This is a genomic window from Methanobacterium aggregans (genome assembly GCF_017874455.1).
GTDB classification, from domain to species: domain Archaea; phylum Methanobacteriota; class Methanobacteria; order Methanobacteriales; family Methanobacteriaceae; genus Methanobacterium_C; species Methanobacterium_C aggregans.
This window is the reverse complement of record NZ_JAGGLN010000002.1, coordinates 1-26,979: the sequence shown is the minus strand read 5'-3', so window position 1 is coordinate 26,979 and position 26,979 is coordinate 1. Positions and strand designations below refer to the sequence as shown.

Genomic DNA, 26,979 nt, shown 5'->3' with positions numbered 1-26,979 from the left:
AGTTTTAGAAGCTATTTCTTCATGGTTTTACCATCCCTGCAAAAATAAGCCATTGGTTCACAGTTTAAAAGCTCATACTCAGACCATATTGGACATGTACTGCATTTACAAACCTTTTTGGTGTCAATATCTTTGCAAGTGGCTTGACCTGTTGAACAGTACAGTCCCGGAACCCTGTCTGGTCCCATCATCATGGGACTGTCCAGATCCTGCATGGTTATTTCAAGCAGGATCTTTTCTTTGTCCCTGACGCACTGGCTTTTTAGTTGCACATCGCACTTTGTGCACATGCATTTTTTAATGTTCTCCATGCTGAACTCTATTTCACCCATATGTCTCAAACCTCCTTCACATTATTTTTATGAGTTTTGATCTATAAATTATGTAACAAAAAGGACAGATAAAAATGGATTTCCAGCAAAAAATAAGCGAAGAAAGTAGCTTTAAAAATCAATGGAAGAATGTTTTAGTTTCTTAAAACTCTTAATATCTAAAGGTTTTAATTCAAAAAGTTTTAGTTATGCAAAAAAAATAATAATTTCTTAGATAAATAATTTCTTAAACAAATAAAATTTTTTGTTAAATAAATAAATTTGAATGAACAGTTTATGGTGGTTTCCTCGGGTTATTCTTCTCAATGAACTGGTTTAAAGATTTGGTCAGTGATTTAAGTCCTCTTTTCAACATCTGCTCAGCATCATCAGGTTCAGATTTATGTGCATCGTAATCTTGTATCAAACTTTTCTGGTTAGCTATGAAGTCATGAAGCCAGTCTGCAAGTTCGTAGTCAGAAAGGTTCTCTAAAAAGACCCATGCATAACCTTCATGTTCATGGCTCAGTGTTAACTCTCCCTCAACGATCCTGCCTGACATTATAATGTGCACAGCACGGATTATATGCAGGTTCTGCTCTGAAACACCCACAACATGATCTGGGGTTATTTTAAGTCCAGTTTCCTCGTAAACTTCCCTTAAAAGGGCCTGGTCGAATGATTCATTCTGATCCACTTTTCCACCTGGAAGCTCCCATTTTCCAGGGTTGGTCTTAGAATCTGTTGATCGTTTGAGAATTAGAATTTTACCATCTGGATCACTGAGAATAACCCTTACAGCCAGACCAAAGATGCGGTTTATCATGAAATCATATCCTGAATTATATCTTGAATTTTTATACAGATCTTACAAGGTACCATTGTTTTTCACATTATTTAAGCCTTGTATTTTGGAAGGTAAAACCTAGTTTTTGTCCTGATTTTCATGGAACTTCTTCAACTGATCTTTGCAGTTCTTTAATTCCATCTCTACCCTTTTTAATTCTCTTTTAGTCAAGAAATTTTTCATCCAAAGATAGATTGACAGGCCAATGAACACAATCAGCATTAAAACCAAAAATCCCGTTAAGATACCTGCAGCCATTGCCTGCCAGATAAGGGCAAGGCCGTAGATTAAATAGAGTACAGCTCCCACAATTCCAATTACAAGGGCAACTATCAACACGATCTTCAAATTTTTCAGCAGATCATCACTATCCATAGAAACTCACCAAATATTATTTATTTTTTTTAATTCAATAAATAATAATAGTATTTTAAGGATTTAAATTGGCTTTTTGTAGAAATATCCAAAATTACTAAGAAAAGAATGTAACTGGATTCAGATGTAATTTATAATACATAATCAGAGGGATTTTTATGGAAAAAAAGAATTTTTATGATACTATATTCAAAAGAAAGTCAATTCGGAACTATGATCAGAATCCACTTGATGAGGAGAATATTTCCAGTATTCAAGAGTATATGGACAACTTAACTCCCCTTTTTCCAGATATTGAAACTGAACTGAAAATTGTATCTGGGGATGAGATTAAAACCCGTATGATGAAAAGGGCACCCCACTACATAGCAGTATTTTCGGAAAATAAGGAGGGATACCTGACGAATATTGGTTACATGCTGCAGCAGATGGATCTTTTCCTTTCAGACAATGGTATCGGCTGCTGCTGGCAGGGAATACCCAAACCTAAAAAGGAAGTATTAAAGAGTTCAAAGCTGGAATTCATAATTTTACTTGCCTTTGGCAAGCCCAAGGAGGCACTGTATCGAAGCAGTGTTTCTGAATTCAAGAGAAAATCTATGGATGGAATAACCGATATTGAAGGTGCAAATAATCTTCTGGAAGCTGCACGTATTGCACCATCAGCTACAAACAGTCAGCCATGGTTTTTCACAGGATCGAAGAACAACATCAATGTATACTGCGTTCAATCCAAGTTTTTAAAGGCCAGAATGCTGAAGAAGTTGAACCAGATCGATATGGGAATAGGTATTTTCCACATAGTTACTGCAGCAGAACACTTTGGAAAAAGCATTGAGATAATTTTTGATAAAACTGCCAGGGACAATCCACCTGAAGGCTACTACTACATTGTCACGTTAAAAATTGAATGAAGCAAATCATTTTTTAACACATTGTTGAACTTAAATGAATTATTATTCTACAGTAAAATTTAATCATATTTTTTTTGTATTTACATCTCCTGAAACTAATATGAAACTTTTTTTATAGGTATTCAACAGTTTTGGGGGCTATAAATTCAATATTTTTAAAACTGCTCTTTGATGTCTGAAGCTCTTCAACATTTACTTAGGTCAGATCTGACATAAACATAAGATAATTAAAAGAGGTGATAACATGAATGTATTCATAGTTTTTGCACACCCAGAGCCCACATCCTTAAATGGGACCATTAAGGACATTGCAGTTAAAATATTAAAAAATAACGGCCATGAAGTTAAAATATCCGATCTTTATGGGATCAACTTCAAAGCAGTGCTGGATCAAGAGGATTTTGCCAGCAGAAAGAATCCTGAAAGCTTTAATCCTATGATTGAACAGGTCAACGCTGTTGCAAATGGAACACTTCCTCAGGATATACAGGATGAAGTTGAAAAACTGAAATGGGCAGATATACTAATTTTACAGTTCCCAGTATGGTGGAGTTCAATGCCCGCAATTTTAAAAGGCTGGATAGACAGAGTTTTTCTACCAGGAGTTGTTCATAACATGGGTGAAGGAAAAGTGTACAACGAAGGGTTATTAAATGGCAAAAAGGCAATGTTATCATTCACAACAGGGTCACCACAGGAATTATACTCTTCTGAAGGTCCTCATGGTGACTTAAATGAAGCATTCCGTTCAATAACCCACACAATATTTGAATTCGCGGGCCTAGAAGTGATGCCTTCATTCGGTTTATACGGTGCTGCAATGAGGTCTGAAGAAGATGTAAAAATGGAATTAGAAAAATTTAAGCAGGTATTAAACTCAATCTAAGGGTATAAATTTTGTTTAACTTCATTCCTTCTTTTTTTAAGCTGATCAAATAATGTATTAAATTAAATATGAAACCAAAGTTTATGTTAAATATTTTTTAAAATTTTATTTAAATTTCATTTTGTCTTATTTTAACACCTTAAAAACCTTTATTTAAAGATTCTATAATTATACAATCATATTTAGATCCAATTCGGGTATAAATTGGGAAAAGGGTTATATCTAATTTTAATTCTATTTTAATGCGTGAATCAGTTTTATAGTGAATTTTAACAATGAATATTTCCGGAATATCTTTGAGGTAAAATTTTATGTCAATCAAAACGTTTATAAGAGAAAAACCGTACTTAATCATCCTTCTTTCAATATTCATATTCTCATTTGCACTGGATATGTATGTATTAACACGTTACAGCCTTTCATATGGTATGGACGGCCCGTTTTACAACCTTAAAATTTTGAGTATTCTCCAAACAGGTTTTCCAGCCAGTAATGACCCTCCACTTGTTTACTATTTATTAACCCCATTTGTGGCATTGACTGGAAACCCATTCTTCGGTATAAAAATTGGAATGGCACTCATAGGTTCCCTCATGGCGTTTCCAGCTTATCTACTTACAGAAACATTCAGCGACAAATTAAAAATTGAATCCAAAGTTCCTGCCCTTTTAAGCGCGTTCCTTGTGACTGTGAATGTTTCATACTTCCAGATGATCGGAGATTTCATGCAGAACCTGGTGGGAGTTTTCTTCCTTCTTCTTTTGATCTACTTCACAGTTAAATGGCTTGAAAACACAGGGGAGTGGAAAAAATATGGAACAATAACTGTTGCACTACTTTTGTGCAGTATTTTAACCCACATCTACACTGGAATGCTGGCAGTGATGATAGTTGTGTTCCTCCTGGTTTTCGACCTAATTTTCAGAACCTACAAAACCCGTAAGCTACCGTTATTAGACCTTAAAATATTCGGTTTAGTGGCAGCTTTAATTTTAGGTGGACTCGCTCTGCTCTTCACAGTTTATCCTTTAATGTTTACCAAGTTCACCACTGTACTGTCATTCTTAAATGGTTCTTCAAGTACCTTGGATCGGGTGGTTGGATCCATTAACCTAACCATATTTTTAACCATTCCATTCCTTTTAGGGGTTTTTGCAGCAATAAAAATCTTTTACAATGGATTAAAAGAGAAAATAAAACCCGAAAATCTAACAGTAAGTAAAAAGACGTTTTTATCTTTGGCTTACCTTGTCATGACCCTAATTTTGGTGGTGCTGGCAGCTCTACCATCAGATTATCAGGAAAGATTCATAGCAATGGCTTTTGTCCCAGTTGCCCTTTTAGTACCCCTTGGACTGAAACTAATTGAAAAATGGATTTCAAACAGGATTCCATCTAAAAAAGGATTTAAAATTGGTGTTGTAACGTTAATTGCAGTTTTATTTGCTTTTTCCAGTTTTTACACGGCCGCAGGCACGTTCTCTGATATGGGTCCCAGTATAACTTCAGACCAGTACAACGAGCTCGTGCAGATTAAAGCGAGTTATATCCCATCTAAAATTAATTCAAGTGGCATAATAATGGTTGATGATTATCACACAGGTTACTGGGTGCAGTACGTACTGGGAATGCAGGTAGAAACAGGAAATCTTACAGATATAAAACAGAAATATCCTAATCAAACCATATATGGAATAAGTATGACCAGAAAGGGTTCAATGTCCAGCACCAATTATCAGTACCTCTGGAATCCTCTGTTCCCTTATTCATTCCCATTTGGAGGAGTTAACATGTCATGGAACACAAATTCCAGACAATCCCAGTTCAAAGACAATTTAACAGCACCTAAAAACAGTTCCAACAGCCCTCCAGATATGGGAAATAAAACCCTCCCTGGAAATTCATCTAACAGCCCACCTTCACTTCCAGATGGAACATCCCATAATGCAACTACTCAAATGCCCGGAGCTTTAGGCAACCTTGCAGAAGCCAACAGGGGTGGAGGATCATTGAATATGGGTAACTCTGCTTGGATAAGCAGGGGCACACTGCTATTCAGCCAGGGCAACATCAAGGTTTATAGATTATCATGAACTAATTGTGGTCATGAAGTACATGCATTTGAGGTTTTGTTACTATATACTCTTTTATTTTTTAGAATCAGACCTTAGTTCCCGGCTAAATGTGATTAAAAATATAAATATTGCTAATAATAAGAACATTGGCCAATTTTGATTATTCAACGCAGCGAGGATTACTGCACCAACCCCTAAAATTAAAGATAAGGCTCCTCCCCACAAATTTATTGATCCTGCCATAACGTTACATATAATCAAAGCCACATATAATTTTCTTGGAGTCCATTGGTCGGGTTCCATCTGAAATTCACCATTTAATAAAAAATAAGTTTTAAAATACCTTTTTTTGAGGGATGGACATGTTTAAGCCTTCACAGAAAGAGTAATTTCTACAGTAGAAAAGTTATGGTGAAAACTACAAAAAAAAGCCTGAGTCTTGGCAGCTGATAAAGTAGAAATGGTGTGGAGTTACATATTGTTAAGCCTTTTTTATTTCAAGTCCAGGCTAGGCAATTTAATCCCAACGGGTAGGTTCGGATTCCTTTCAATTATCTTCAAAAAATTCGCAGTCTGTTACGTGGCACTTTTAAATCGTAGATAACAGAAGAAGTGGATTTTTATATCCCAGATCCTCCTGTTATCAAAGTTCCTGTTTGCTCCACTGGAGGTTTAGTAAAATTTTAAAAAATGGGATTAGTGGTGTTGAATTAGTGCTATTCTGATTCCGTTTGGGTCTTCTAGGAAGGCTAGGGTTCCAACTGTTATTGGTGTGGGTTCCATGGTGATTTTGGCACCTTTTGATTTGAGCTCTTTCACTGTGGTGTTTATGTCTTCAACATCCATTCCCACCGAGAACAGACCAGTTTCATCTAATGGATTTTTTATAAGCTCTATCATAGCATCCCCATCCCCTTTCAGTAATGTGATTGTTCCTGCGGGTCCCAGGTTGTATTGGCTATCTATTTCAAATCCCATAACTTCTGTATAGAATTTAACTGACTCATCCATATCATCAACTATCAGGGTAGTGTACTTAATTTTCATACTCTATCACCATCCAATAATCTATTTTCATTTCCACTTATTAAAAATGGAAGCACACTTATAAATATAGATGTAGACTGAAGGCCCATAAATGCCCCTTAAGGTGGGAATGTCCTACTTAAAGCTGAACCCCTCACCTGCACCCTTTCAGGCAGAAACCGTATGATCATTATCATCAGTTATTATTTTTGTTAAAAGAAGAAGAAAATCAACTGAAAGCCAAGGCCCCTTTGCATTTTTGGGGTGATAATTAACAGGATCCATTGGGGGAATTGAACCTAGGCCGCCCTCATAATCTGTGAAATTACGGATAATAGGTCTTTTTACACTTAAAAATTCAATTCATTACTCCTATGATTTGAATCTCTGAAGTGTAACCCTAATTTTTGTTATACGTATAACTATGATGTTATAGCCTCCCAACTACGGGTTGTTAGCCACAAGCTGGAACTTAAAAAAATTTTAAACCCATAATTTTGGTAAAAAATTTAAAAAAAAGAGATTTAAAATCTATGCTTTAAATCAACACTGTCAATGGCACGATTACGTGCAACACGATATCTGCAGAGAAATGAGATATCATAGCTGATTCTAAGCCCTTTTTCCAGTAAAGCCATCCAAATATAATTCCACCAACAGCATTTAGAATAATGGTACGGACAATTACCAGGGGTGTGAGTGTTGTTAGAGCCATTGCTGCTGGTAAATGTCCGGCTCCAAAGATAACTGCAGCTAAAACAATAGCTAACCACATGCCGTTGTTTGTTGGTTTTCCTTCCTCTGTTTTTTTGATTTTAAAGATTATCCATGCAATGAAAGTCATTAAGAATAATCTTAACAGGATTTCTTCATTTATTCCACCATAGAAAGATGCTAGGAATCCCTGCCATGCAGGAGGATTTATTGAAGATTGAGTTAGATTGATTGACACACCTGCAAAGGAAAAGAAATAATCAAGTCCGATTATCAGGATACCAGCTAATAATCCAAGCCCAATGGATATTCCAAGTATGGATTTCAAATAGCTTTTAACTTCCCTGCCTTCAAGCCATCCTTCAAGGATTGGAAGTCCAAGTCCAACTTTTTTGGCAAGATAAAGGCCAATAAAGATGGTAAAAGCAGACAGGGCCATGGTCTGGATAAGCTGAGCAGCCACGACCTTGTATAAAGGTATTGATGAACTTTGAAGTAAGTCTCCTTGAAGCGTGAGAATGTATGGCCATATAGCTATCGCTCCAAAGATACTTGCAATTAGTAAAATTATATATAATTTCCAGTTAACAATTTTTGAAATGGAATTTTTTCCCTCAGTCTTTCTTTTAAATTGCATTTTAACCTCCCTTTAAAAAAATTGTAATATTATATTTTCAAAATTAACATAATATATATTTGAGTATAGCACCCCAAGCTGAAATTGAAGATAGTAACTATTATTACATTTGAAATTGTCCAATCCAAACAATATTAGACATAGAAAAAAATGGGGGTGAAGGGGAGTGCAGCTTATTGGGTAAAAATTGGGTCATTACACAAGTAAATAGGGTGCTGCACCCAAGGGGGGGGTTCAGCTCCAGGTCTTTACCGAGTCAGGCCGATTGACCAAATCTTTCTACACAGAGGGGATCAGCTTGTTCTTCAAATACAGTTTAAATGGTTTTAAAATAGTCTTTAATGGGCAGATTAAGGGTCTGTCACGTGCATTTATTGGTCATTATCACTTATTTTTAAGATTTTTCCTAAATTGATAAAAAGACTTTATTTCTGTCTTGTCTGAAAGACGATAAATCAGGATAAATGTGAATATGAAAGAGGTATATGCTAAAACAAAAGCCAAAAATATTAGATAAACACTCTATTCACGGCATTTACAACCTCTTCAAAGCTTTAAACTGATAAATGGGTATTTTACTTAATTATGTGGATGCAAATTATAAAACATCTTCTTTTAGTGAAATATATTACTTTGTTACTCCATTTGAAACTCGGCATGGGATGGTGTATTGGCTACTTGAATTAAAAAAAATAGGATCATTCAAGGGGTAAAACCTCAAATAACAGCTCTTTAAATTCATTCAGCAGTTCATTGGGAAAGTTCAAACCAACACAGATCACAAGAACTCCTGTTCCTACAAATCCATCTTCCTCATTTGGATTGTCTATGACTTCCTCATCGAATACAACCTTTGCCTTGGATTTTTCCTGGAGAAAAGTCCATAGAGTTTCACGTTTGTAACCATTTCCGTTTACTGCAATGTTGTTTCTCAATGATAACTCTAAAAACTGCTCCCAATCATGAAAGTCACAAAATTCTATCCATACTGAACCTTTATAATCTATACAAGAGTTGCAGGTTTCGATCTCCCAGTGAAAGAAGTTCTTAACAATATCCTCCAGTCCCTCATCCACAAGGATGCAAAAATCTTCATCTACCTCAACTTCGACCTGTTTGTGTTCTGTCATAGTATTACTCCCAAACCCATAAAATCTCATTCTTTTCATCCAATTCACTGAGTTTCACAGGGTTTTGTTTTTATATCTTTAACCGAACCAATAAATTGTTATGGGCATTCTGGAGCATTTCCTCTAAAAGTTTCATGAAAATTAGAAAAACTTCCCTTAAAAAAACCGAAGCTTTAAAGCTACTGAAAACATATTAGGTAGTGTAGTGGATAGTTAAGAAAATTCGATACATTTTTTCCATGTTAAAACTGAACCTTTCTATTAACTAAAAATGATCTGAATCCTATAATTTTTTATAAATTTTCCTCTAAACTTTCTCCGAGTTTTATATCTGTTTTAATGTCCTGAAATTTGTAAAAGGAACATAAGGTTTATGAAATATTATTGATCTAATTATACTATCAACATTCTAGTTATTTTACTCCATTTGGAGCGGTTAAAATCGGAATATTTATTAATTATTAAACCTATGATACTATTAACTTAAAAGGTGATGAATAATGAGTGAGTTAATTCACAAAAAAGATCGGGGTGTTATGATACCCACAAAGACTAAAAAATCAATTAAATGCAGTAAATGCGGTTTTAAAGTTCAGAAAAATCAAATACATCAAAAATACGAGCAGGGAATTTTAGAAATACCAGTACATTAGAAATAGTTGCATAAACTCAATTTTTAAAAAATTAGATGTTTTTAATTATCAATTAGGCTTGGCATTGTATTCATGATGCTCTTTTTCAAATTTACAAATCAATCCATCCATTTAACCAAAGATTCAATCTCACTAAACCCTAATCTTTTTCATGTTTGAAATCTAAAAGATATAAACAGAATTTCTTCAAAAAACAAGTGACAAACTTTGAATACTTAAAAAAATCAGTAAATTTGAACTTAAAGACAAAATTTTAAGTCATACTTCCTGCAGATGCCTTTGAATTTAAAAAAATGTTTAGTGGCTGTAGATCTAATTAAAATAAGAGTCAGGTACCTTCTGAATGGGAGACATAATCATGAAATATGTAAATTCCAAAAAGAAGCTGATTTTACTAACTGTTTTAGCTGTATTTCTCATAATAGCTGCAGCATTCACTTTCTATGTTTCTGATTACTATCACGCTGATAGCAAGGCTTTAACTGCGCTTAAATCAACAGAAACTTACAGTGTATCAGATAGCTCTGATTACATCACATTCACTCCCACCACAAATAAGAGCACAACTGGAATCATAATTTACCCTGGAGCCAAGATTCAGGCTGAAGCTTACTCAGTCATGGCTTCTAAACTTGCTCAAAAAGGATACACAACAATCATTGTTAAAATGCCATTCAACCTGGCATTTTTTGGTAGTGATAAAGCAGGTGCTGTCATAGCTAAACATGGAGAGATCGATGAATGGGTGATTGGGGGTCATTCACTCGGTGGAGTTTTTGCATCTGAATACGCCATGAAGCATCAGGATAAAATCAGAGGAGTCATATACCTGGCAGCTTATCCCTCCACAAATGCATCAAATGCCACTTTCAAAGCCCTTTCAATCAGGGGATCCCTTGACGGGCTGGCAACAGCTGAAGATATCTCTAAAAATCTGGACAAGTTCCCTGCAAACACCACCTTCATAACCATACCTGGAGGCAACCACTACAACTTCGGTGACTACGGTGTGCAGGCTGGTGACAACAACAGCACCATAACAAGGGAAAAACAGCAGGATATTACAGTTGATTACATCGTTAGGTTCGTTGAGGGGCTTTGAACAGTCTTTGGATCCAGCTAAGGAGAATATTAAAACTTAAAAATAACCTTTTTTTTATTAAATTTTAATGTATAATCAATGTTTAACATGAAATCTTATTTTTAAGATATATTTCACGATATTACGTTATTTAATTGAATTTAGGAATCTTAAAAGGGTTGAGAATTTTTGGTATTAATATTTATAAGTGTTTTTTCAGGGAAGGTATTTAAAAACTGAAATGATAATGGGATGAAATATATGATTCTACCTTGGGAGGATGTTCACTTTTTTAATGAATTTTTGGTGATTGTTGCAGTATTTAAAGTCTTTTATTGGGATTTTTTTAGTTAAATATTAATATAAGTTATAACTTTTCATATTAGTGTGTATCACTTACTAATAAACTTTGTTGCAATTTTTAGTGGAGTTTTTCACTTAAAACCATTGTTTCAAGTGTGCCATTAAAAAAAGCAAGGTTCTTTAAAAGGAGTGCTACACTGATCGAGCATAAAGGAGGTGAAAAGATGCAAAAACAAATAAAACCTACTAAAACACAGTTTATGTTCATTATGCTTGCTATTTTTGCTATTCTGGTTTCAGTATCCAGTGTCAGTGCTATTCCTGTTGGTACTGCTTCCCAGGTTTATGTGAGTACCAATGGTTCAGACACCAACAATGGAAGTGCAGAGGCTCCTTATCTTACAATACAGAAGGGAGTTGGATCAGCTGCTGAAAACGGAACTGTGCACATAGCAAATGGTGTTTACAGTGGAGAAGGCAACACAAACATAACAATCGGTTACAGTATGAACCTCATTGGTCAAAGCCAAACAGGAACCATAATAAACGGAGCAGGCACTAATTGGATATTCAACATTCACAGTGGAACTGTTACAATTCAGAATTTAACATTCATAAACGGAACTAACAATGGCGATTATTCTGTCAATAACTATGGTGGTGGTGCAATCTACAACTATGAGGATGCTACTGCAATAATAAAGGACTGTACTTTCAAAGGCAACACCGGATCTGAATATGGTGGAGCCATCATGAATGATGGAAATTTAACTGTAAATCGTTCTACATTCATAGGTAACAGTGCTTATGAAGGTGGTGCAATTTACCAATGCGATGGAACAGCAACAATCACGGAATCTACATTCACAGGTAACACTGCATATTATGAAGGTGGTGCCATCTACATGGATTCTCAGACTACTACAACGATCACAAGCTGTACATTCACGGGTAACACTGCATCACGTGGTGGTGCTATAGCTAATCCTTATGGTTATGATGTTACGTTTAACATGACAAACAGTACATTAAAGAACAATAAAGCAGTTGAACAACAAAACAAAGAAGAATCAGCAAGTTTGGGTGGAGGACTGTATTTAAGTCCAAGAAGTAATTACTCCTATAAGATAATCGGTAACCAGTTCCTGAGCAACGTTGGAAGTGGCATATACATCCAAAACTTCCAGACTCCAATGTTTAGTTTTTTGAAAGACAGTAATCCAATTACCAACGAACTATTGATCAACTTCAACAGGTTCTATGGAAACACTCCATATGGAGTATACTACAACAACACCACTAGTATGATGCCTAAATTACTCTCTGCAGCACCTGTTTCATCAAGTCAGGTTCTGGACGCTAAGTACAACTGGTGGGGTAGTAACAGTGGTCCTAACACTGTAGGGGCGGATAAAACTAATTTAGAGTCAACTTACTATGCTCCGTGGATTGTTATGAATTTAAATCCAACAAAGGTCCTTATGAATGGGGGCACAACAACCACATTAACAGCAAACTTCCTCTACGATAGTAATGGGACTTACCACGACCCTGCAAACGGCCACGTACCAGATGGAACTCCGGTAACATTCACCACAAGCCTTGGACAGGTTGGAAGTCAAACCATAACCAAGTACACTGTTAATGGTATTGCAACCGCAGTTTTAAGGGCTTGGAACGCAGCAGGCGACCCAGTAAGTGGAATGGCATTCATAACAGCCAATGTTGATGCTCAAACACTCTCAGGTAGTGTCAACATTCTTGAAGTTCCAACTGCCAATGCAGCAAGCAGCACAACAAGCAACACAGTAGCAATGCAGAACACAGGTTTACCATTGAACTATCTTGTACTGGCTATTTTAGCTGTGATCAGTGGATTTGTAGTGCCAAGAAGGAAATAAAATCTCTCACTTTTTTATTTTTTTTATTTAGTAGTACTATTCCTATTAATTTCATAAAAAAAGAATTAATTTTAAAATAAATTATAAAATAACTTTTATTTTAATTCAAAACTGGGATTTGCAGTGATTTCAGAACTCAATCATCTTTTTAGGTTCGAAGTTGGTCTGCATGGTCCAGAAGTATGCTTCACCTTTGGCAATTCTGAAAATTATCAGTCCTGGATGATCGAATGTCATCCCAAACTCCTTTAAAAATGGTCTGTCTTCTAAAACCTTCTTTTTAAGTTCTGGGTCATTCACAAATTCTATTTCACCTGCAACCCTCATCATGGTCCCTGTCTGTTCATCTGGCTGCCAGAAACATGCTTCAACTTTAGGATTTGCTTGCAGCTGTCCGTACATATCTTTCATGGATCCTATCTGAAAGTAGAATCCAGTTTCATCTGCGAACCAGAATCCAAGTGCCCTTACACGGGGCTGGTCTCTGTCTGCAGTTGCAAGGTAGCAAACAGGTGTTTCATTTGCAAATTTTATACAATCTTCAAAATCCATACTATCACTCCTGTATGTTATTTTGTAAATCGAGCTTTAAATATATGTGAGAACAATTGGATGGAAGAAAAATGAAAAGATCCAACTCCAAGCCAGTTATAATCATTGAAACACTTTGTCTGATGAATAAATATGTTAAAACCTTCACTGGAAAATTAAGTTCTACAGTAGAAAAAGGAGGGGGATGAAAAATGAGGCTAATTTGTGATTTTAGGTAGGCGCTTCAGAGATGCTATTGGTCAAAATATTATATCCGGGAATACTAAAAAATAAGGTTAAAGGTGGATTTAATCTTCGATCAATCCATCCTTAATACGCATCACCCGTGTATCTTTAGTGGTTTCCACGTCATGGGTAACCATGATCACGTTGGTTCCTTCGTCGTTAACCTGATGGAGGAGTTCAATTATGTTAGCAGTGGCTATGCTGTCCAGGTTTCCTGTTGGTTCATCTGCTAAAATGAATTTTGGATGGTTAACCAGTGAACGGGCAATAGCCACCCTCTGCCTTTCCCCTCCAGAAAGCTTGGATGGAAGCTGATTCATCCTGTGACCCAGGCCAACCATTTCTACACATTCTTCAGCCCTTTTAATTCTGGACTGTTTATTGAGTTTTTTATCACCGGATAGGTTCCTCATGGGGAATTCCACATTACCCCGGACAGTCAGGGCAGGTAAAAGGTTAAAAGTCTGGAATATATATCCTATATTCTCTGCTCGCATCTTTGTAAGTTCTGAATCCTTCATTGAGGATTTTTTTCTATCCCCTATGTAAAGATCTCCCTTGGTAGGGGTGTCCAGACCCCCGATCATGTTGAGGAGTGTTGATTTTCCTGAACCGGATGGTCCCATTATGGATACAAATTCACCCTCATCAACGGTTATATTCAATCCTTTAAGGGCGTGGACTTCGGTGCTGTCGAGCTTATAGGTTTTCCAAAGTCCTTCTCCCTTTACTAAACTTTTCATATTTAACACACCTCCTTTATTCATATCTTAAAGCATCTATGGGACTGATACGGGTGGCAATGTAAGCTGGTATGAGTCCGCTGAACGTTCCAATGACAAAGACTATCGCCAGTATTTGGGTGACTATTGCACTGGGTATGTTGAAACTGAGGAAATTGACATTTTTCGCACCCATCAAAACACCCAACATGCTGTATGTAGGGGACATGAGCAGGATTCCAATAACACCACCGATCAAACTCAAGATGAGTGATTCATAAATTATCAGTGCCAAAATCTTCTTTTTACTGGTTCCAATAGCCCTCATAGTCCCTATTTCCTTGGTCCTTTCCTTGACTGACATCATCATAACGATCATGATGATGATCACCGAAACCACGAATATGAAGGTACTGATCATGTTCATGAATATCCTGATCTGGCTTAGATTGTCATCAATTGTTTTCTGGGTGTCTTTCTGTGAGTAGATGGTGTAATTGGGATATGCATCCTGTAGGCTGGTCTCTGCATTGTCAATGGATCCTGTGGGTGAGATTATAACTGTGGATACCAGTCCAGACATGTCCATGACTGACTGTGCATGTGAAAGGGACATGATAATGGAATTGTCAATGGTAAGGGGCCATCCACTGCCCACCTTTTTCATTATGCCAATGACTTTGTATTTGTTTCCCTGAACAGTTATTGTGCTTCCCACTGTTGCATTGTAGTTTTTGGCAGTTTCTGATCCAATGATAACGGCATTGTCACTTTCACCCACCAGTGAACTTTTACCAGTTACTTTGGCATTTTGTATGAAAGCCTGTTCCTTACCTGGTGTGATACCTACCATCATTGTGTACTGAGCATTGTCACTTCCCTGAATTGGTACAAATAAAGCTTTTGTACTCTTAGACTGATCAACTTCGCTACGGTTTAATAGTTCATTTCCAAGACTCTCTGAGATTATGCTCCCAGATGGCGGGTAGCTTGTCCCATTTTTTTCGAAGTATAATTTTCCGTTGACTGTTCCAAGGTCACCCTTGAGTCCGGATTCCATTTCATACAAAACCAGGTTAACGGTACCAATTAGTAAAACACACACCACAATACCGATAATGCACATGGCTGTGCGGCCTTTTTTGGCCTTAAAATCTTTAAAAGCTATATCTAACATTTTTTTATTCACCTATAATTTAAAACGTCTTCAATGTTGTTTATTTGAATTTTTTAAAGTTTTTTAATCTTTTTTTGCTTTTTATCTCACATGCGACGTATTATCAACTAAATTCGTTCGTATATTTTCTCATATAAAATATAAATAGGAATATGTTGATTAAATTGATTTATGGTGCTTTTAATAGTTTTTTTATGTTGCACGCACTGACATAAACTATAATGCCGCATCATGATTGTCAAAAGTTATTTTTCACTGATCTGAAGCAAAATTCAAATTATCTCTTTTTTTCTATTTGTATCTTTGTGAATAGTCCTTTTTGTTGTGATTGAACAGTTTTAATGTTTTTGTGGTGTTTTGTATTTAGTTAATCAGTTTTTACATGGTATTCTGGAATTTTATTTTTATATTCTAGTTGCTATATGTAAAGGTGTTTAATTTCAAAGTATTATTTCTTGGGAAGTTGTTAAATTTTCTTAAATGTCTTTATTTGCTTTGAACATCCGTATTTTGAAGAGAAAACCATAAGTTTTATTATTGTGAATGTATTATTCTGATTTGAATATGATAATGTAATAATATCATATTAAGAACAAGCATGAAAAGATGCAAAAACAAGTAAAACCTACTAAAACACGATTTATGTTCATTATACTTGCCATCTTTGCTATTTTGATTTCAGTGCCCAGTGGCAGTGATTCTCCATTGCCAACTTCTTCACAGGTTTATGTGAGTACCAATGGTTCAGACACCAACAATGGAAGTGCAGAGGCTCCATACCTTACAATTGCTAAGGGAGTGGGATCAGTTGCTGAAAATGGAACTGTTCACATATCAAAATGGTGTTTACAGTGGAGAAGGCAACACAAACATAAAAATGAATGTGGATAAAGGACCATTTATAGTTTTAAAAAGATCTACAATTGTCGTGCACATTACATGACACACCAGAACATTACTCCTTCCTTACTGACCTAAAAGTGGGGGTTTTAATAAGAATTTCTTCTTTTAGAGTAACAGAACAAATTGTATAGATTGTATAATAAGGTTGTGATATTGAAAAGAAAGATTAAACTGTTCTATTTTTTTTTATTTTGGCATAATTTTATTTTTTAGAATGGATCTTGGCCAGATAGTAATGAAATTATAAAATCCTAGTTTTTTGGAATTTTTTTTGTTAATGGTTCTGTCATGGAATGTGTCTAAGAATTAAAATAGTAGATTGGGGAATGTTCACTTTTTCAATGAATTTTTGCGGATATGTCTAATATTTAAAGGTTTGTATCATGATTTATTTAGTTAAATATTAATATGAATTGCAACTTTTCATATTAGTGTGTATCACTCATTAGTAACCTTTGCTGTAACTTTTAGTGGAGATTTTCATAAAACAGCTTTCATCTGAAGTGCCATTAAAAAAGCAAGGTTCTCTAAAAGGAGTGGCACGATGATCGAGCATGAAGGAGGTGAAAAGATGCAAAAACAAATAACACTGATTACACTTGCTTTAATTGCTGTTTTGCTTTCTGTTTCTGCAGTTAGTGCTGCTGATATTTATGTGAATACCACTGGAAATGATACTACTGGAAACGGTACCTCAGAAAATCCCTTTCTCACAATAGAAAAAGGAGTAAGTACCGCGGTAGCAGGTGATACTGTAAACATTGCAGATGGAACGTACAGTGGAACAGGAAACAATCAAATTACAATTAACCAGCCAATTACAATACAAGGTCAAAGCCAGAACAGAACCATAATAAACGGAGCAGGAAACCAGATATTCTACAACAATGCTATTGGTGTTACAATCCAGAACCTAACATTCTTTAACGCGACAAACGGGTTTGGGGGTGCAATATACAACAATTATAACGCCAATATGACGATAAACTCTTGTACTTTCAAAAATAATAGCGGGGATTACGGAGGAGCTATTGGTAACGATGGAGATATGACCATAAATCACTGTACTTTCACAGGTAACACTGCAGAGTATGGTGGTGCAGTTTACCACTGTGATGGAAGAATGACAATCACAGACTGTACTTTCACAGGTAACAGTGCAGAGTATGGTGGTGCCGTTTGGACTGATTCAGGGTTACTTGCAACCACAGTAATCAACAACAGTATTTTCGACCAAAACAATGCAACAACTGATGGTGGTGCTGTATACAGTTACTGGAGTATTGCCATTACTGGCTGTAACTTCAACAAAAACACTGCAGGCAACAATGGTGGAGCAATCTGCAGTGCTTATGATATTTTAACTGTTAAGTACAGCCGCTTTGTTGGAAACAATGCAACAAGTTTAGGTAAAGATATCTATTCCCGTTACGGTGGTTTACAGAATGCCACACTCAACTGGTGGGGTTCCAACTCGGGACCAGCAGCAGGAAGAATCTACATCGTAGATACTAATATGCAGAGTACCATGTACAGCCCATGGCTTGTCATGAACATCAAACCAGCAGATCCGTCCACAATCTACACAGGTCAAACCTCTAAGGTCACTGTAAATGTTTACACAGATTCGAATGGTGTTGATCACAGTGCTGATGCCGCACAATTCTTCAGCGGTCCAGAGGTAACCTTCAAAACAGACCTTGGTAACGTTGGCAGTAAATCTGTTACAGTTCCTTGGAGTCTTGGATCGGCATTTGCCATTTTAAGAGGTGATGAAGGTCCTGGAATGGCAACAGTAACAGGAACAGATGGAAATCAAACACTATCCGCAGGAGTAAATATACTCCAAGCTCCAACAGTAGAAGCAGCATCAACTGAAGAAGGAACAATTGGAATGCAGAAAACAGGTATGCCAATAAACTATTTGATACTGGCTGTTCTAGCTGTCATCAGTGGATTTATAGTGCCAAGAAGGAAATAAACCATATTTCACTTTTTTATTCTTTTTTTAGTGCTTTGCTTTATATTTTACTCTTAAATTCTTGAAAGATTTAGTTTTGCCTGAATAACTGTTTTTTGGCTTTTTATTAAAGAATTGAGTAGAATAAAGAAAAATTTAAATATTCAAATTAAGAATAATCTTCAGAAATAAATTTTCAAGTTTCTTTTTAAAATAAAATAGAAATTGGTTTTTAGGTGGTTAATCCTTTCCAACCATGACTTCTGTTGATTTAATTATTGCGGAAACATTATCTCCTTTTTTTATTCCAAGCTTTTCAACAGATTCTTTGGTTATTACAGCTGTTATAACACCAGGATTTTCTATGTTAATTTTTACACTGGCCATAACTGCCCCGATCTCCACATTTTCAACCGTTCCTTCTAAAGCATTCCTTGCACTTATCTTCATAAAACAACCTCCATTACAACTTTAATTAAGTTATTAGTTTGTTTTTCAAGTATAAACCAATTTTTATGCAATATCTTACTTATCGCTCAATTTAAAAAGATTAAAAATAAATTAAGCAAGTAAATGAGTTGAATTCAATCCACAAACCATCTTAACTCTTTTTTTCAGGATCTTTTTGATATCACTTTAATCAATTAATGTATGCGATACGAGTAGATGGTTAGATCGATCTTTTTGATGACAGTTAATAACCCTAATTTGTATTTATAATGTCTTTAGAGTCTGTTTTTCTGAGTTTTTCTGGTTGATAATCGAGGAATATTGTTTCTAGGTTGTCAAGGTTATTTGCTATGGGTTTCCAAGGGTGTTGATTACTGAGTAACGCTAAGATTAAACCTCTCAAGTGGTCTTGTAATGTAAATTGGTATCCATTTGATCGTTTTTCTGTTGCATCAACTTGGCCTAAACCTTCAATATCTTTCTTAAACTCAATATCGTTATTTTTGAGGGTGTTTTCAAGTTTTTCGAGAATAGTTTTAGGGTCCATGTACTGGAATTTCAGTAGTAATTACTATTAAAATAGTAAGTTCAAAATGGAGGGATAAAAGATTAACTTTTTATATTACTTTTAATTAATCTAATTTTAATTAAACCTTAAGAATAATGGCTTTGTGTAATAATTTTGATTATTTAACTTGTTAAACTCAATTCCAACATTTATTGGGTTTCAAGGTCAATTAAATTTATTTTAGGGATTATATGGCTCAAAATAACGAAAAGATTGAATTTCTTGATAATCTTCAGAAAGAGTTAGATAACTTTAATAAAAATATAAAAAAGGCTTTATCTTATAAAAAAGATTTAAATGCTCTTTTAGATATCATAAATCAAATTCAAGAATCTTGGAGTGGTTCTTGGATTGGTTATCATGCGGATTTATATTATAAAAATTTTGAACGACCTCCTATTAATGAAAGATTTGATTCAGAGTGGGGTTTACAACATAGATCTCAACCCAATTGGGAAGAAAAAACATATGCTGATGTAATTAGGGCTATTGAAAAGAAATATCATGGAACTTCTTTAAATAAAATTGAAACTTCTTTAAATAAAATTCAGAAGGAAGATTTGCATACTTCAGTGTGTTCTGATTTGTCTTTTATTAGAACTTTTGATAAATTTGATAAAGAAATTGAAATTCTCGAAGAAATTGAGAATATTAAATGGAAATTTTCACAAGGAGATATAATACGTGGTTTAAGACCAACTCATTATGCTACAAGGGATAGTCTTGCATTATCTCAGGGTGTTAAGGTCCCTCCTCATATTCAATATGAAGCTAAAATTTTAAGTCTTCTTTCTCTTATAAAATCTATTGAGAACTTTATAAAGTTAACAAATAGGTTGATTAGACAAATAAGGACAAGAATTTTTTTTAAGCCTGAAACAAATCTTACTAACTCCTCTTCTATTAATCACTCTCCTTCTAATGTAGAAAATAAAAAAGGAACTATAAAATGGTTAATAGGTTTGCTCATACCTTCTATCATAGCTCTTAATATTGTTAAAGGCTATTTTAAAGGTTATGACTCTATATTTTTTGGAATAACTATATTATTATTGATTTTTATAGGAATTTTGGGTAGTTATTGTTTATATTTACATTTATCAAAGTAAGGTCTCCAATCCCTTTCACGACAACCCCACATTCACACATTGAAAAACTCTTTTTTAGCTTCCTGAATTAGCTATGGTGCAATAATATTGAGCTTAAAGTCCATTACTCAATTATCATTTCCTTCATACAGCACAGCCCAACTCAAAAATATTTAAAAAGACTTATATATGTATAACCATGATAAATTTATAATTATAATTATAAATAATAATAAATATTAAAGGTGGTTTGAATGCTCACATCGGTTCAGAAAGAAATACTGCAAAGTCTCATAAATTTGTACAGGAATGCTGAAGGTAAGTCCATTAAGGGCGAGGAAATAGCTGAGGTAATGAACCGTAATCCCGGTACAATAAGGAATCAGATGCAGTCTCTCCGAAGTTTAGGTCTTGTAAAAGGTGTTCCAGGCCCAAGAGGAGGTTACAAACCAACTGTGAAAGCTTATCACACCCTTAACATCTCAGACAGCAACAAGGAATCCCATGTACCCATATATAAAGGTGGTAAAAAGCTCAAAGACATTTCAGTTGCCAAGATAGAGTTCACAAGTGTGCCACATCCAGGTGAATGTGAAGCAGCTGTAAAGGCCGTTGGAAACATCAAGACCCTGGACCTGGGTGACAAGATAAGGGTGGGACCAACACCTGTAAACAAGCTCATTGTTGATGGGGTCATTGTTGGAAGGGACGACATGGACAACATCCTGCTTCTCGACACAACTGCAATACGGAGCATACCTAAAAAAACTGTCATGGAAATTGCAACCTTTGAAATCATAAAGATAAATCATTCCATGAGTCTAAAAGAAGCTGCAAAACTTTTAACCCATGAAAATATAGAGGGAGCGCCAGTAACAGATGATGAAAATAAAATTTTAGGAATTTTAACCCTCAGCGATATTACAAAGGCCCTTGCAGAGGGTAATGAGCACTCCCAGGTAACTGAAGTCATGTCCAAACACCTAATAACCGTTGAAAAAGACGTGATGATTGCAGATGCCATAGAGATCATGAACAAAAACCATATAGGAAGGTTGATCGTGGTTGTAGACGATAAATCATTTGGTATCGTTACAAGAACGGATCTCCTGGATAAAATAGCAGGAATTAAATAATACACACTACTTTTTATAAAATTTTATAAAATTTTTTCATGGAAAAATTAATTTTAAATACATCAAAACCTAAACTATTTTTAAAGATCAATACTCATTCAATGAATTTTACAGGGATTTCAGCTTGAAATCTTATTCTTTTTTGAATTAAAATTTTTGGAGATGCTTAAACTGAAGATAAACCACATGAAAATCCAGGACAAAATGAGCGTACTGGAACTCGTTGAACAAATGGGAAAATCAGGTGTTCTAGGTGCTGGAAGACTTTACAGGGCCACAGAGCTCCTTGCAGATGTAATGGCTGATGAAGACACGGCAGTTTTTCTAAGTGTTGCAGGCCCCATGGTACCCGGCGGCCTTAGAAACGTAATCAGAGATCTGATAGATGATGGATACATTGACGTTATGATAACAAGCGGTGCAAACCTTACCCATGACCTCCTTGAAGCCTTCGGTGGCAGACACTACAGGGGTATTGAGAAGGATGATGAAGACCTCTGTCAAATGGGAATGGGAAGGATAGCAGACCTTTACACAAAATCTGAGGATTTTGAAGTCTTTGAAACCAGAATAACTGATATAATGTCTACGATTGCCGAGGAAAAATCCCACCTCACAATAAGGGAATTTCTCTCAAAAATTGGAGGCATGGTGGATGATGAAGCATCAATACTCCACACAGCCGCGAAGAAGGGAGTTCCAATCTACGCACCGGGTATGATCGACAGCATGCTTGGACTACAGCTCTGGATGTTCACCCAGGACCATGAACTCCATCTGGACGCATCAGGAGACATGCACGAACTTTCAGACATTGTGTACGACTCGAAGAAGGTTGCAACTGTAATGCTTGGAGGAGGACTTCCAAAACACTACGCACTTGCATCGAACATCCTCAAGGGTGGAGTGGACGCAGGTATTCAGATAACACTGGATCGCAGTGAAGGAGGAAGCCTCAGTGGTGCACCCCTTGAGGAGGCCAAGTCATGGGCAAAGGCAAAGGCAGGTTCAAACCTTGTAACGGTTATTGGGGATGCAACCATAGTTTTCCCACTTATGGTTGCAGGTGCAAGGGCAATGATAAATAAAAAGCAGAAATAAGAAGTTATATGGTACAATTGAATTAAAAAAATATGATACTTGAATTAAAAGAGAAGTGATGTTTATTTTGGAACTCTACCTCATTTTTTATGCCCTGGCAGGATTTTTAATGAAGCTGTCCGATGATTTTTCTGATGTAAAAATCAACAAATTTCTGGCAGTAACCACAGGACTTCTGTGCGTTCTTTGCATTAGTTACCTTGCTGTTTCAAGTTCAGATGCAGCATGCATATTCATTGGGGTTTTGATTGGAAATTTACTGGCATTCAAGGTTGACACACTAAACCACATTCTCTCAATAATTATACTGAGCACAATACTATTTATTTTTGGAATACCCTCCATAGGAATAATAACACTTATAATATGCACAGCTGCAGCATTCATTGATGAAATTGGGCATGATAATGATTGGATTGCAGAAAAAAGCAGTTTTATGGAAACCTTCTTCGAGTACAGGTTCACCCTTAAAATTGCGGTTTTAGTTTTCTCAGTACTGGGATTCCTTCAAATCTTTCTACCCTTAAGTTATATAAATGGGCTGCAGTACTTCCAGCCCCAAACAATAATCTACTTCATACTCTTTGATGTGTTTTATGAAGTTGCAGGTTCAAAGTTTGATTCCATTTATAAGGGTCTTAACAGCATTTTCAGGGTCCTGAGAAAGGTAGATTGATCTTCCAACTATTGCAGCATCAGCAAAATCCAGTGTACTGGATGCTTCTCCACCCTGCGCTCCAACTCCCGGAGATATTATGAATGCATCCCTACCAACCATGTTTCTGATGGTTTCAAGGCGGTTGATCTTGGTTGCAGGTGCAACGTAGTTTTCAATGCCAAGTTCAACACCCATCTCTGCAATGCGCTCAGCTGCAGGCTGTAGAAATGCTGAAGCTCCAGGATGTGACATTTCCGTGAGTAAGAAAACCTCACCTCCATGTTCATCTGCAGATTCCATGCAGGCCTTCACACTGTCCGCCCCAACGAATCCATGTACTATGATCGCATCAGCTCCAGATTCAAAGGTGAGATCTGCTATTTTACTGTTGGTCTCAGGGATGTCTGCAACCTTGAAGTCTGCTATGATCTTTGAGCCGAACTCCTCCTTGATCCTGGATATTGAGTCAAGGCCCTCTGCAAGTGCAAGTGGGTATCCGATTTTTATGGTGTCTATGTAATCTGAAACTGCATCTGCTACTTCAAAGGCCTTTTCCATGGTTTTAACGTCAAGGGCCAGTATTATCCTGTTTTTAACTTCCATGAAATTCTATTGGGTTGAAATTCTTTAAATGATTTTTGGGCATAGTTGGATCAAAACCCATTGAATTAAAGAAATTCAGGATCAAATCTTAAATTGAAGATTAACAATACAATAAATAAACCAGTATCAAAGGTAAAGATAACAAGTAACATAAGATACTGTACAAAATTCTTTTTCAAGGGTGTAAAAAACATGGATCAAAAGAGGATGTGGGAACTCTCAGCTGCCTTTATAACCTTCACAGTGGTCAGTCTGGTTTCAATTGAACTCCTGTACTATTTAATGGGTTATCCTCTGGACACCAATTTGGAGGGGCACAGATTACTTGCAACCATAGGTTTTTTAATAGGTGTGGCTGCTGCATACTCTGTTTATTCAATTTTAAAAAGAAGCTGAATTTTAGTTTTTTTTGTATTATAATGATTTTAAATACCTTTTTCTTAATTTTTGGTTACTTTTTTCAATACCTCATTTTTTACGGGTAAAATTACTTTTTATAATAAAAAATTTTTAATTTTAAAACTCTTTTTACAACTCCCTTAGGATATTTTTCTCATTAATTTAAAAGGACAGTAAAATGTGCTATCACTTCTTTTTGAAGAGAGAATAACAACCTTTAAATACAACATTTATTCAATTTTACTTTATAGAAATTAAAGTAAAACTTAAATTAAAGTAAATTTTTAGAAAATTAAAGTAAAGTTTAAAAGCTTGAAGAAACAGATTCAAAAAAATCAAAGGAGATAGAAAAGATGCACATAATGGAAGGATTCTTACCGTGGTACTGGTGCGTGTTCTGGTATGCACTGGCATTACCAGTCATTGCCTACGGTGTGATCCAGATAAAAAAGATAACAGAAGAACATCCGGAGTCAAAACCATTGCTCGCAGTTTCAGGCGCATTTATGTTCATTTTATCGTCGTTAAAGATGCCCTCTGTAACAGGAAGCTGCTCTCATCCTTGTGGTAACGCTTTAGGTGCAGTACTATTTGGACCTGCAGTTGCAAGTGTTTTAGCAGCAATTGTACTGGTTTTTCAGGCACTGCTTCTTGCCCATGGGGGAATAACAACTTTAGGTGCCAACGTATTTTCAATGGGTATTGTGGGACCAGTTGCAGCATGGATAATCTACAAGGGCTGTCAGAAAGCAGGATGGTCCCCATCACTGGGAATATTCTTTGCAGCAGTTGCAGGTGACTGGCTCACCTACGTTACAACAGCGGTACAACTCTCACTGGCTTTCCCAATACCAACCTTCGGCTCAGCATTCGTGAAGTTCATAGTGATCTACGCATACACCCAGGTACCACTTGCAATAGCAGAGGGTCTTTTAACTGTGGTCATATTCGAGTACATAATGAACCTTCGACCAGATATACTGGAAAATTTAAAGGTTATTGGGCCAAAGATCAAGGAAACCTTGAAGGGGGCATTATAAATGGTGAATAAAAGAGCAATCCTCCTTCTGGCTCTGGTTGCAGTAATTGTAATATTCCCACTAGCTCTTTACAATGGTAAAGGTGAGGATCAGGGTTACTTCAGTGGAGCAGATGATCAGGGAAGTGAACAGATAGAATCAACAGGTTACGTGCCATGGACCCAATCATTATGGGAACCACCAAGTGGTGAAATTGAAAGCCTTCTCTTCGCACTTCAGGCAGCAATAGGTGCCATCATAATTGGGTACGTTTTTGGATACTGGCAGTGCCAGGCAAACATGAAGAGAAAAAGGGAAGAAGAAGGGGAAACTCAGAAAGCTGAAAAATAATATGGGAAAGACAGTGGAAAACTGAGGGATTCATGAAAACTGGTGGAAGCAAACCTCAGTTAAACTGCTGTAACGAACACGATTGGTGATAAGATGTTTGAAAACACTCTGGACAACTATGCTCATTCAAATGGAATTAGAAATGTAAATACCTACTTTAAAGTACTATTTGCCATAATAACCATGCTTGTGAGTTTAGTGTCCACATCGCCCATTGTACCCCTTTTCATATTTTTATTTTTAACCTTATTAATACTGTTTCCTGCTAAAATTCCCTACAAATTTTATTTGAAGTTCCTTTTTGTTCCATTCATATTTGCATTTATAACCTTTGTTTTCATGGCCCTGTTCTTTGGAGTTGGTGCTCCAATATATGATATGGGAATTTTTAACATTGCTGTGACTGTGGATGGGTTCAACAGAGGTTTCCTTGTATTTGCAAGGATCATGGGTGGATTTTCATGCATGGCATTTATTGCCCTTACCACACCCATGACTGAACTATTTTCAATATTTGAACGCCTGAAGGTTCCCAAAGTTGTCATTGAAATATCCATGCTCATGTACCGGTACATATTCGTGTTTTTAGAAGAGGGAATCAACATGTACCACTCCCAGGAAACACGCCTTGGGTACTCAAGCTTCAAACAATCCTACAAATCCATGGGAATGCTTGCAAGCAACATATTTATAAAAACATGGATGAAAGGAGAACAGGTATATGTTTCAATGGAATCAAGATGCTATGATGGTTCAATCAGGACCATGGGAGAAGTTGGAAGCATAAAAAGTATGGGAGTTCGAAACCTGATTTTATTAGTTCTATTTGAAGTCACACTCTCAATTGGAACTTACCTCACAGCCAGTTTCAGTATCTTCTGATAGAACAATATATCTCAGCTTTTTCTAACATTTTTTTTAAACAAGGCCATACTGAGCACAATAAAACAATTAATGAGTTTAATAAATATTCCAGACTATTTAAAGTTATTTATTTTGTATAAAATGGAATAGGGTGATAAAATGAATGTTATTGAAACAAAGGATATTGTATATGAGTATCCTGACGGTACGAAGGCCCTTGAAAACGTTAACTTCAAGGTTGATAATGGTAAGATCGTTGCTCTTCTTGGACCCAATGGTGCTGGTAAATCAACACTCTTTCTTCACTTCAACGGTATATTGAAACCCACATCCGGGGAGGTTGTGGTTAA

At 36.0% G+C, this 26,979-nt stretch carries 29 protein-coding genes; 16 read left to right on the top strand and 13 right to left on the bottom strand.

Annotated elements, in window-relative coordinates; genetic code table 11:
- Positions 1-11 precede the first annotated feature (11 nt).
- The 3 genes from J2756_RS02845 to J2756_RS02835 form a co-directional block, all read right to left on the bottom strand.
- Positions 12-332, bottom strand: a complete 321-nt coding sequence (locus J2756_RS02845; protein ID WP_209582405.1) for a DUF2769 domain-containing protein — start codon at positions 330-332, stop codon at positions 12-14.
- A 274-nt stretch (positions 333-606) separates the two neighbouring features.
- A complete protein-coding gene (locus J2756_RS02840) occupies positions 607-1,137 on the bottom strand; it encodes an NUDIX hydrolase (RefSeq protein WP_209582403.1) in 531 nt (176 codons plus the stop codon).
- 99 nt (positions 1,138-1,236) lie between these two features.
- Positions 1,237-1,533, bottom strand: coding sequence for a hypothetical protein (locus tag J2756_RS02835; RefSeq protein WP_209582401.1), 297 nt, complete (start codon positions 1,531-1,533; stop codon positions 1,237-1,239).
- Positions 1,534-1,691: 158 nt separating this feature from the next.
- Between J2756_RS02835 and J2756_RS02830 the strand changes: the two genes are divergently transcribed.
- The 3 genes from J2756_RS02830 to J2756_RS02820 all read left to right on the top strand — a co-directional run bounded on the left by J2756_RS02830 (position 1,692) and on the right by J2756_RS02820 (position 5,426).
- The gene (locus J2756_RS02830; protein ID WP_209582399.1) at positions 1,692-2,447 is read left to right on the top strand and encodes a nitroreductase family protein; all 756 of its coding nucleotides are present in this window, start codon (positions 1,692-1,694) and stop codon (positions 2,445-2,447) included.
- Positions 2,448-2,691: 244 nt separating this feature from the next.
- On the top strand, positions 2,692-3,333 hold the full coding sequence (locus J2756_RS02825) for an NAD(P)H-dependent oxidoreductase (RefSeq protein WP_209582397.1): 642 nt from the start codon (positions 2,692-2,694) through the stop codon (positions 3,331-3,333).
- Positions 3,334-3,644: 311 nt separating this feature from the next.
- The gene (locus J2756_RS02820; protein ID WP_209582395.1) at positions 3,645-5,426 is read left to right on the top strand and encodes a glycosyltransferase family 39 protein; all 1,782 of its coding nucleotides are present in this window, start codon (positions 3,645-3,647) and stop codon (positions 5,424-5,426) included.
- Positions 5,427-5,480: 54 nt separating this feature from the next.
- Here J2756_RS02820 and J2756_RS02815 read toward each other — a convergent pair whose 3' ends face one another.
- From J2756_RS02815 to J2756_RS02800, 4 genes are all read right to left on the bottom strand, one after another.
- Positions 5,481-5,711 (bottom strand): hypothetical protein, encoded by a 231-nt coding sequence (locus J2756_RS02815; RefSeq protein WP_209582393.1) that lies wholly within the window; start codon positions 5,709-5,711, stop codon positions 5,481-5,483.
- A gap of 393 nt (positions 5,712-6,104) precedes the next feature.
- Positions 6,105-6,455, bottom strand: coding sequence for a VOC family protein (locus J2756_RS02810; protein WP_209582391.1), 351 nt, complete (start codon positions 6,453-6,455; stop codon positions 6,105-6,107).
- Positions 6,456-6,972: 517 nt separating this feature from the next.
- Positions 6,973-7,785, bottom strand: coding sequence for a CPBP family intramembrane glutamic endopeptidase (locus tag J2756_RS02805; RefSeq protein WP_209582390.1), 813 nt, complete (start codon positions 7,783-7,785; stop codon positions 6,973-6,975).
- A 698-nt stretch (positions 7,786-8,483) separates the two neighbouring features.
- A complete protein-coding gene (locus tag J2756_RS02800; RefSeq protein ID WP_209582389.1) occupies positions 8,484-8,915 on the bottom strand; it encodes a hypothetical protein in 432 nt (143 codons plus the stop codon).
- Between the two features lie 1,011 nt (positions 8,916-9,926).
- Here J2756_RS02800 and J2756_RS02795 point away from each other — a divergent pair.
- Together J2756_RS02795 and J2756_RS02790 are read left to right on the top strand one after the other, a co-directional pair.
- Positions 9,927-10,670, top strand: coding sequence for an alpha/beta fold hydrolase (locus J2756_RS02795; RefSeq protein ID WP_209582388.1), 744 nt, complete (start codon positions 9,927-9,929; stop codon positions 10,668-10,670).
- A 506-nt stretch (positions 10,671-11,176) separates the two neighbouring features.
- Complete coding sequence (locus tag J2756_RS02790) at positions 11,177-12,853, top strand: hypothetical protein (RefSeq protein WP_209582387.1); 1,677 nt, start codon at positions 11,177-11,179, stop codon at positions 12,851-12,853.
- A gap of 129 nt (positions 12,854-12,982) precedes the next feature.
- Here J2756_RS02790 and J2756_RS02785 read toward each other — a convergent pair whose 3' ends face one another.
- From J2756_RS02785 to J2756_RS02775, 3 genes are all read right to left on the bottom strand, one after another.
- Positions 12,983-13,405, bottom strand: coding sequence for a pyridoxamine 5'-phosphate oxidase family protein (locus J2756_RS02785; RefSeq protein WP_209582386.1), 423 nt, complete (start codon positions 13,403-13,405; stop codon positions 12,983-12,985).
- A gap of 287 nt (positions 13,406-13,692) precedes the next feature.
- The gene (locus tag J2756_RS02780; protein ID WP_209582384.1) at positions 13,693-14,373 is read right to left on the bottom strand and encodes an ABC transporter ATP-binding protein; all 681 of its coding nucleotides are present in this window, start codon (positions 14,371-14,373) and stop codon (positions 13,693-13,695) included.
- A gap of 16 nt (positions 14,374-14,389) precedes the next feature.
- Positions 14,390-15,529 carry an ABC transporter permease gene (locus J2756_RS02775; RefSeq protein ID WP_209582382.1) on the bottom strand — a complete coding sequence of 380 codons (1,140 nt, stop codon included), beginning with the start codon at positions 15,527-15,529 and terminating at the stop codon, positions 14,390-14,392.
- A gap of 705 nt (positions 15,530-16,234) precedes the next feature.
- On the opposite strand from J2756_RS02775, the gene J2756_RS02770 reads away from it, so the two are divergent.
- Together J2756_RS02770 and J2756_RS02765 are read left to right on the top strand one after the other, a co-directional pair.
- Positions 16,235-16,420: a hypothetical protein gene (locus tag J2756_RS02770; RefSeq protein WP_209582380.1), complete on the top strand. Its 186-nt coding sequence runs from the start codon at positions 16,235-16,237 to the stop codon at positions 16,418-16,420.
- A gap of 583 nt (positions 16,421-17,003) precedes the next feature.
- Positions 17,004-18,413, top strand: coding sequence for a right-handed parallel beta-helix repeat-containing protein (locus J2756_RS02765; RefSeq protein WP_209582377.1), 1,410 nt, complete (start codon positions 17,004-17,006; stop codon positions 18,411-18,413).
- Between the two features lie 219 nt (positions 18,414-18,632).
- Here J2756_RS02765 and J2756_RS02760 read toward each other — a convergent pair whose 3' ends face one another.
- Entirely contained in the window at positions 18,633-18,842 is a 210-nt protein-coding gene (locus J2756_RS02760) for a TOBE domain-containing protein (RefSeq protein ID WP_071906411.1), read from the bottom strand.
- A 253-nt stretch (positions 18,843-19,095) separates the two neighbouring features.
- Positions 19,096-19,389: a hypothetical protein gene (locus tag J2756_RS02755; protein ID WP_209582375.1), complete on the bottom strand. Its 294-nt coding sequence runs from the start codon at positions 19,387-19,389 to the stop codon at positions 19,096-19,098.
- A 212-nt stretch (positions 19,390-19,601) separates the two neighbouring features.
- Between J2756_RS02755 and J2756_RS02750 the strand changes: the two genes are divergently transcribed.
- From J2756_RS02750 to J2756_RS02735, 4 genes are all read left to right on the top strand, one after another.
- Positions 19,602-20,519: a hypothetical protein gene (locus J2756_RS02750; RefSeq protein WP_209582372.1), complete on the top strand. Its 918-nt coding sequence runs from the start codon at positions 19,602-19,604 to the stop codon at positions 20,517-20,519.
- 233 nt (positions 20,520-20,752) lie between these two features.
- Positions 20,753-21,634, top strand: a complete 882-nt coding sequence (locus J2756_RS02745) for a CBS domain-containing protein (protein WP_209582368.1) — start codon at positions 20,753-20,755, stop codon at positions 21,632-21,634.
- Between the two features lie 186 nt (positions 21,635-21,820).
- Positions 21,821-22,735 (top strand): deoxyhypusine synthase, encoded by a 915-nt coding sequence (locus tag J2756_RS02740; protein ID WP_209582361.1) that lies wholly within the window; start codon positions 21,821-21,823, stop codon positions 22,733-22,735.
- A 58-nt stretch (positions 22,736-22,793) separates the two neighbouring features.
- The gene (locus tag J2756_RS02735) at positions 22,794-23,411 is read left to right on the top strand and encodes a hypothetical protein (protein ID WP_209582358.1); all 618 of its coding nucleotides are present in this window, start codon (positions 22,794-22,796) and stop codon (positions 23,409-23,411) included.
- Here J2756_RS02735 and pyrF read toward each other — a convergent pair.
- Complete coding sequence (pyrF, locus tag J2756_RS02730; protein WP_209582355.1) at positions 23,346-23,996, bottom strand: orotidine-5'-phosphate decarboxylase; 651 nt, start codon at positions 23,994-23,996, stop codon at positions 23,346-23,348. The genes J2756_RS02735 and pyrF overlap by 66 nt on opposite strands.
- Before the next feature lie 192 nt (positions 23,997-24,188).
- Between pyrF and J2756_RS02725 the strand changes: the two genes are divergently transcribed.
- The 5 genes from J2756_RS02725 to J2756_RS02705 form a co-directional block, all read left to right on the top strand.
- Positions 24,189-24,392 carry a hypothetical protein gene (locus J2756_RS02725; protein ID WP_209582352.1) on the top strand — a complete coding sequence of 68 codons (204 nt, stop codon included), beginning with the start codon at positions 24,189-24,191 and terminating at the stop codon, positions 24,390-24,392.
- Positions 24,393-24,748: 356 nt separating this feature from the next.
- Positions 24,749-25,435, top strand: a complete 687-nt coding sequence (gene cbiM / locus J2756_RS02720) for a cobalt ECF transporter S component CbiM (RefSeq protein ID WP_209582349.1) — start codon at positions 24,749-24,751, stop codon at positions 25,433-25,435.
- Positions 25,436-25,765: an energy-coupling factor ABC transporter substrate-binding protein gene (locus J2756_RS02715; RefSeq protein WP_209582346.1), complete on the top strand. Its 330-nt coding sequence runs from the start codon at positions 25,436-25,438 to the stop codon at positions 25,763-25,765.
- A gap of 93 nt (positions 25,766-25,858) precedes the next feature.
- Positions 25,859-26,647, top strand: a complete 789-nt coding sequence (gene cbiQ, locus J2756_RS02710; protein ID WP_209582343.1) for a cobalt ECF transporter T component CbiQ — start codon at positions 25,859-25,861, stop codon at positions 26,645-26,647.
- Positions 26,648-26,788: 141 nt separating this feature from the next.
- Positions 26,789-26,979, top strand: a 191-nt coding sequence (locus J2756_RS02705; protein WP_209582334.1) for an ATP-binding cassette domain-containing protein, incomplete at its 3' end; no start/stop codon positions are given.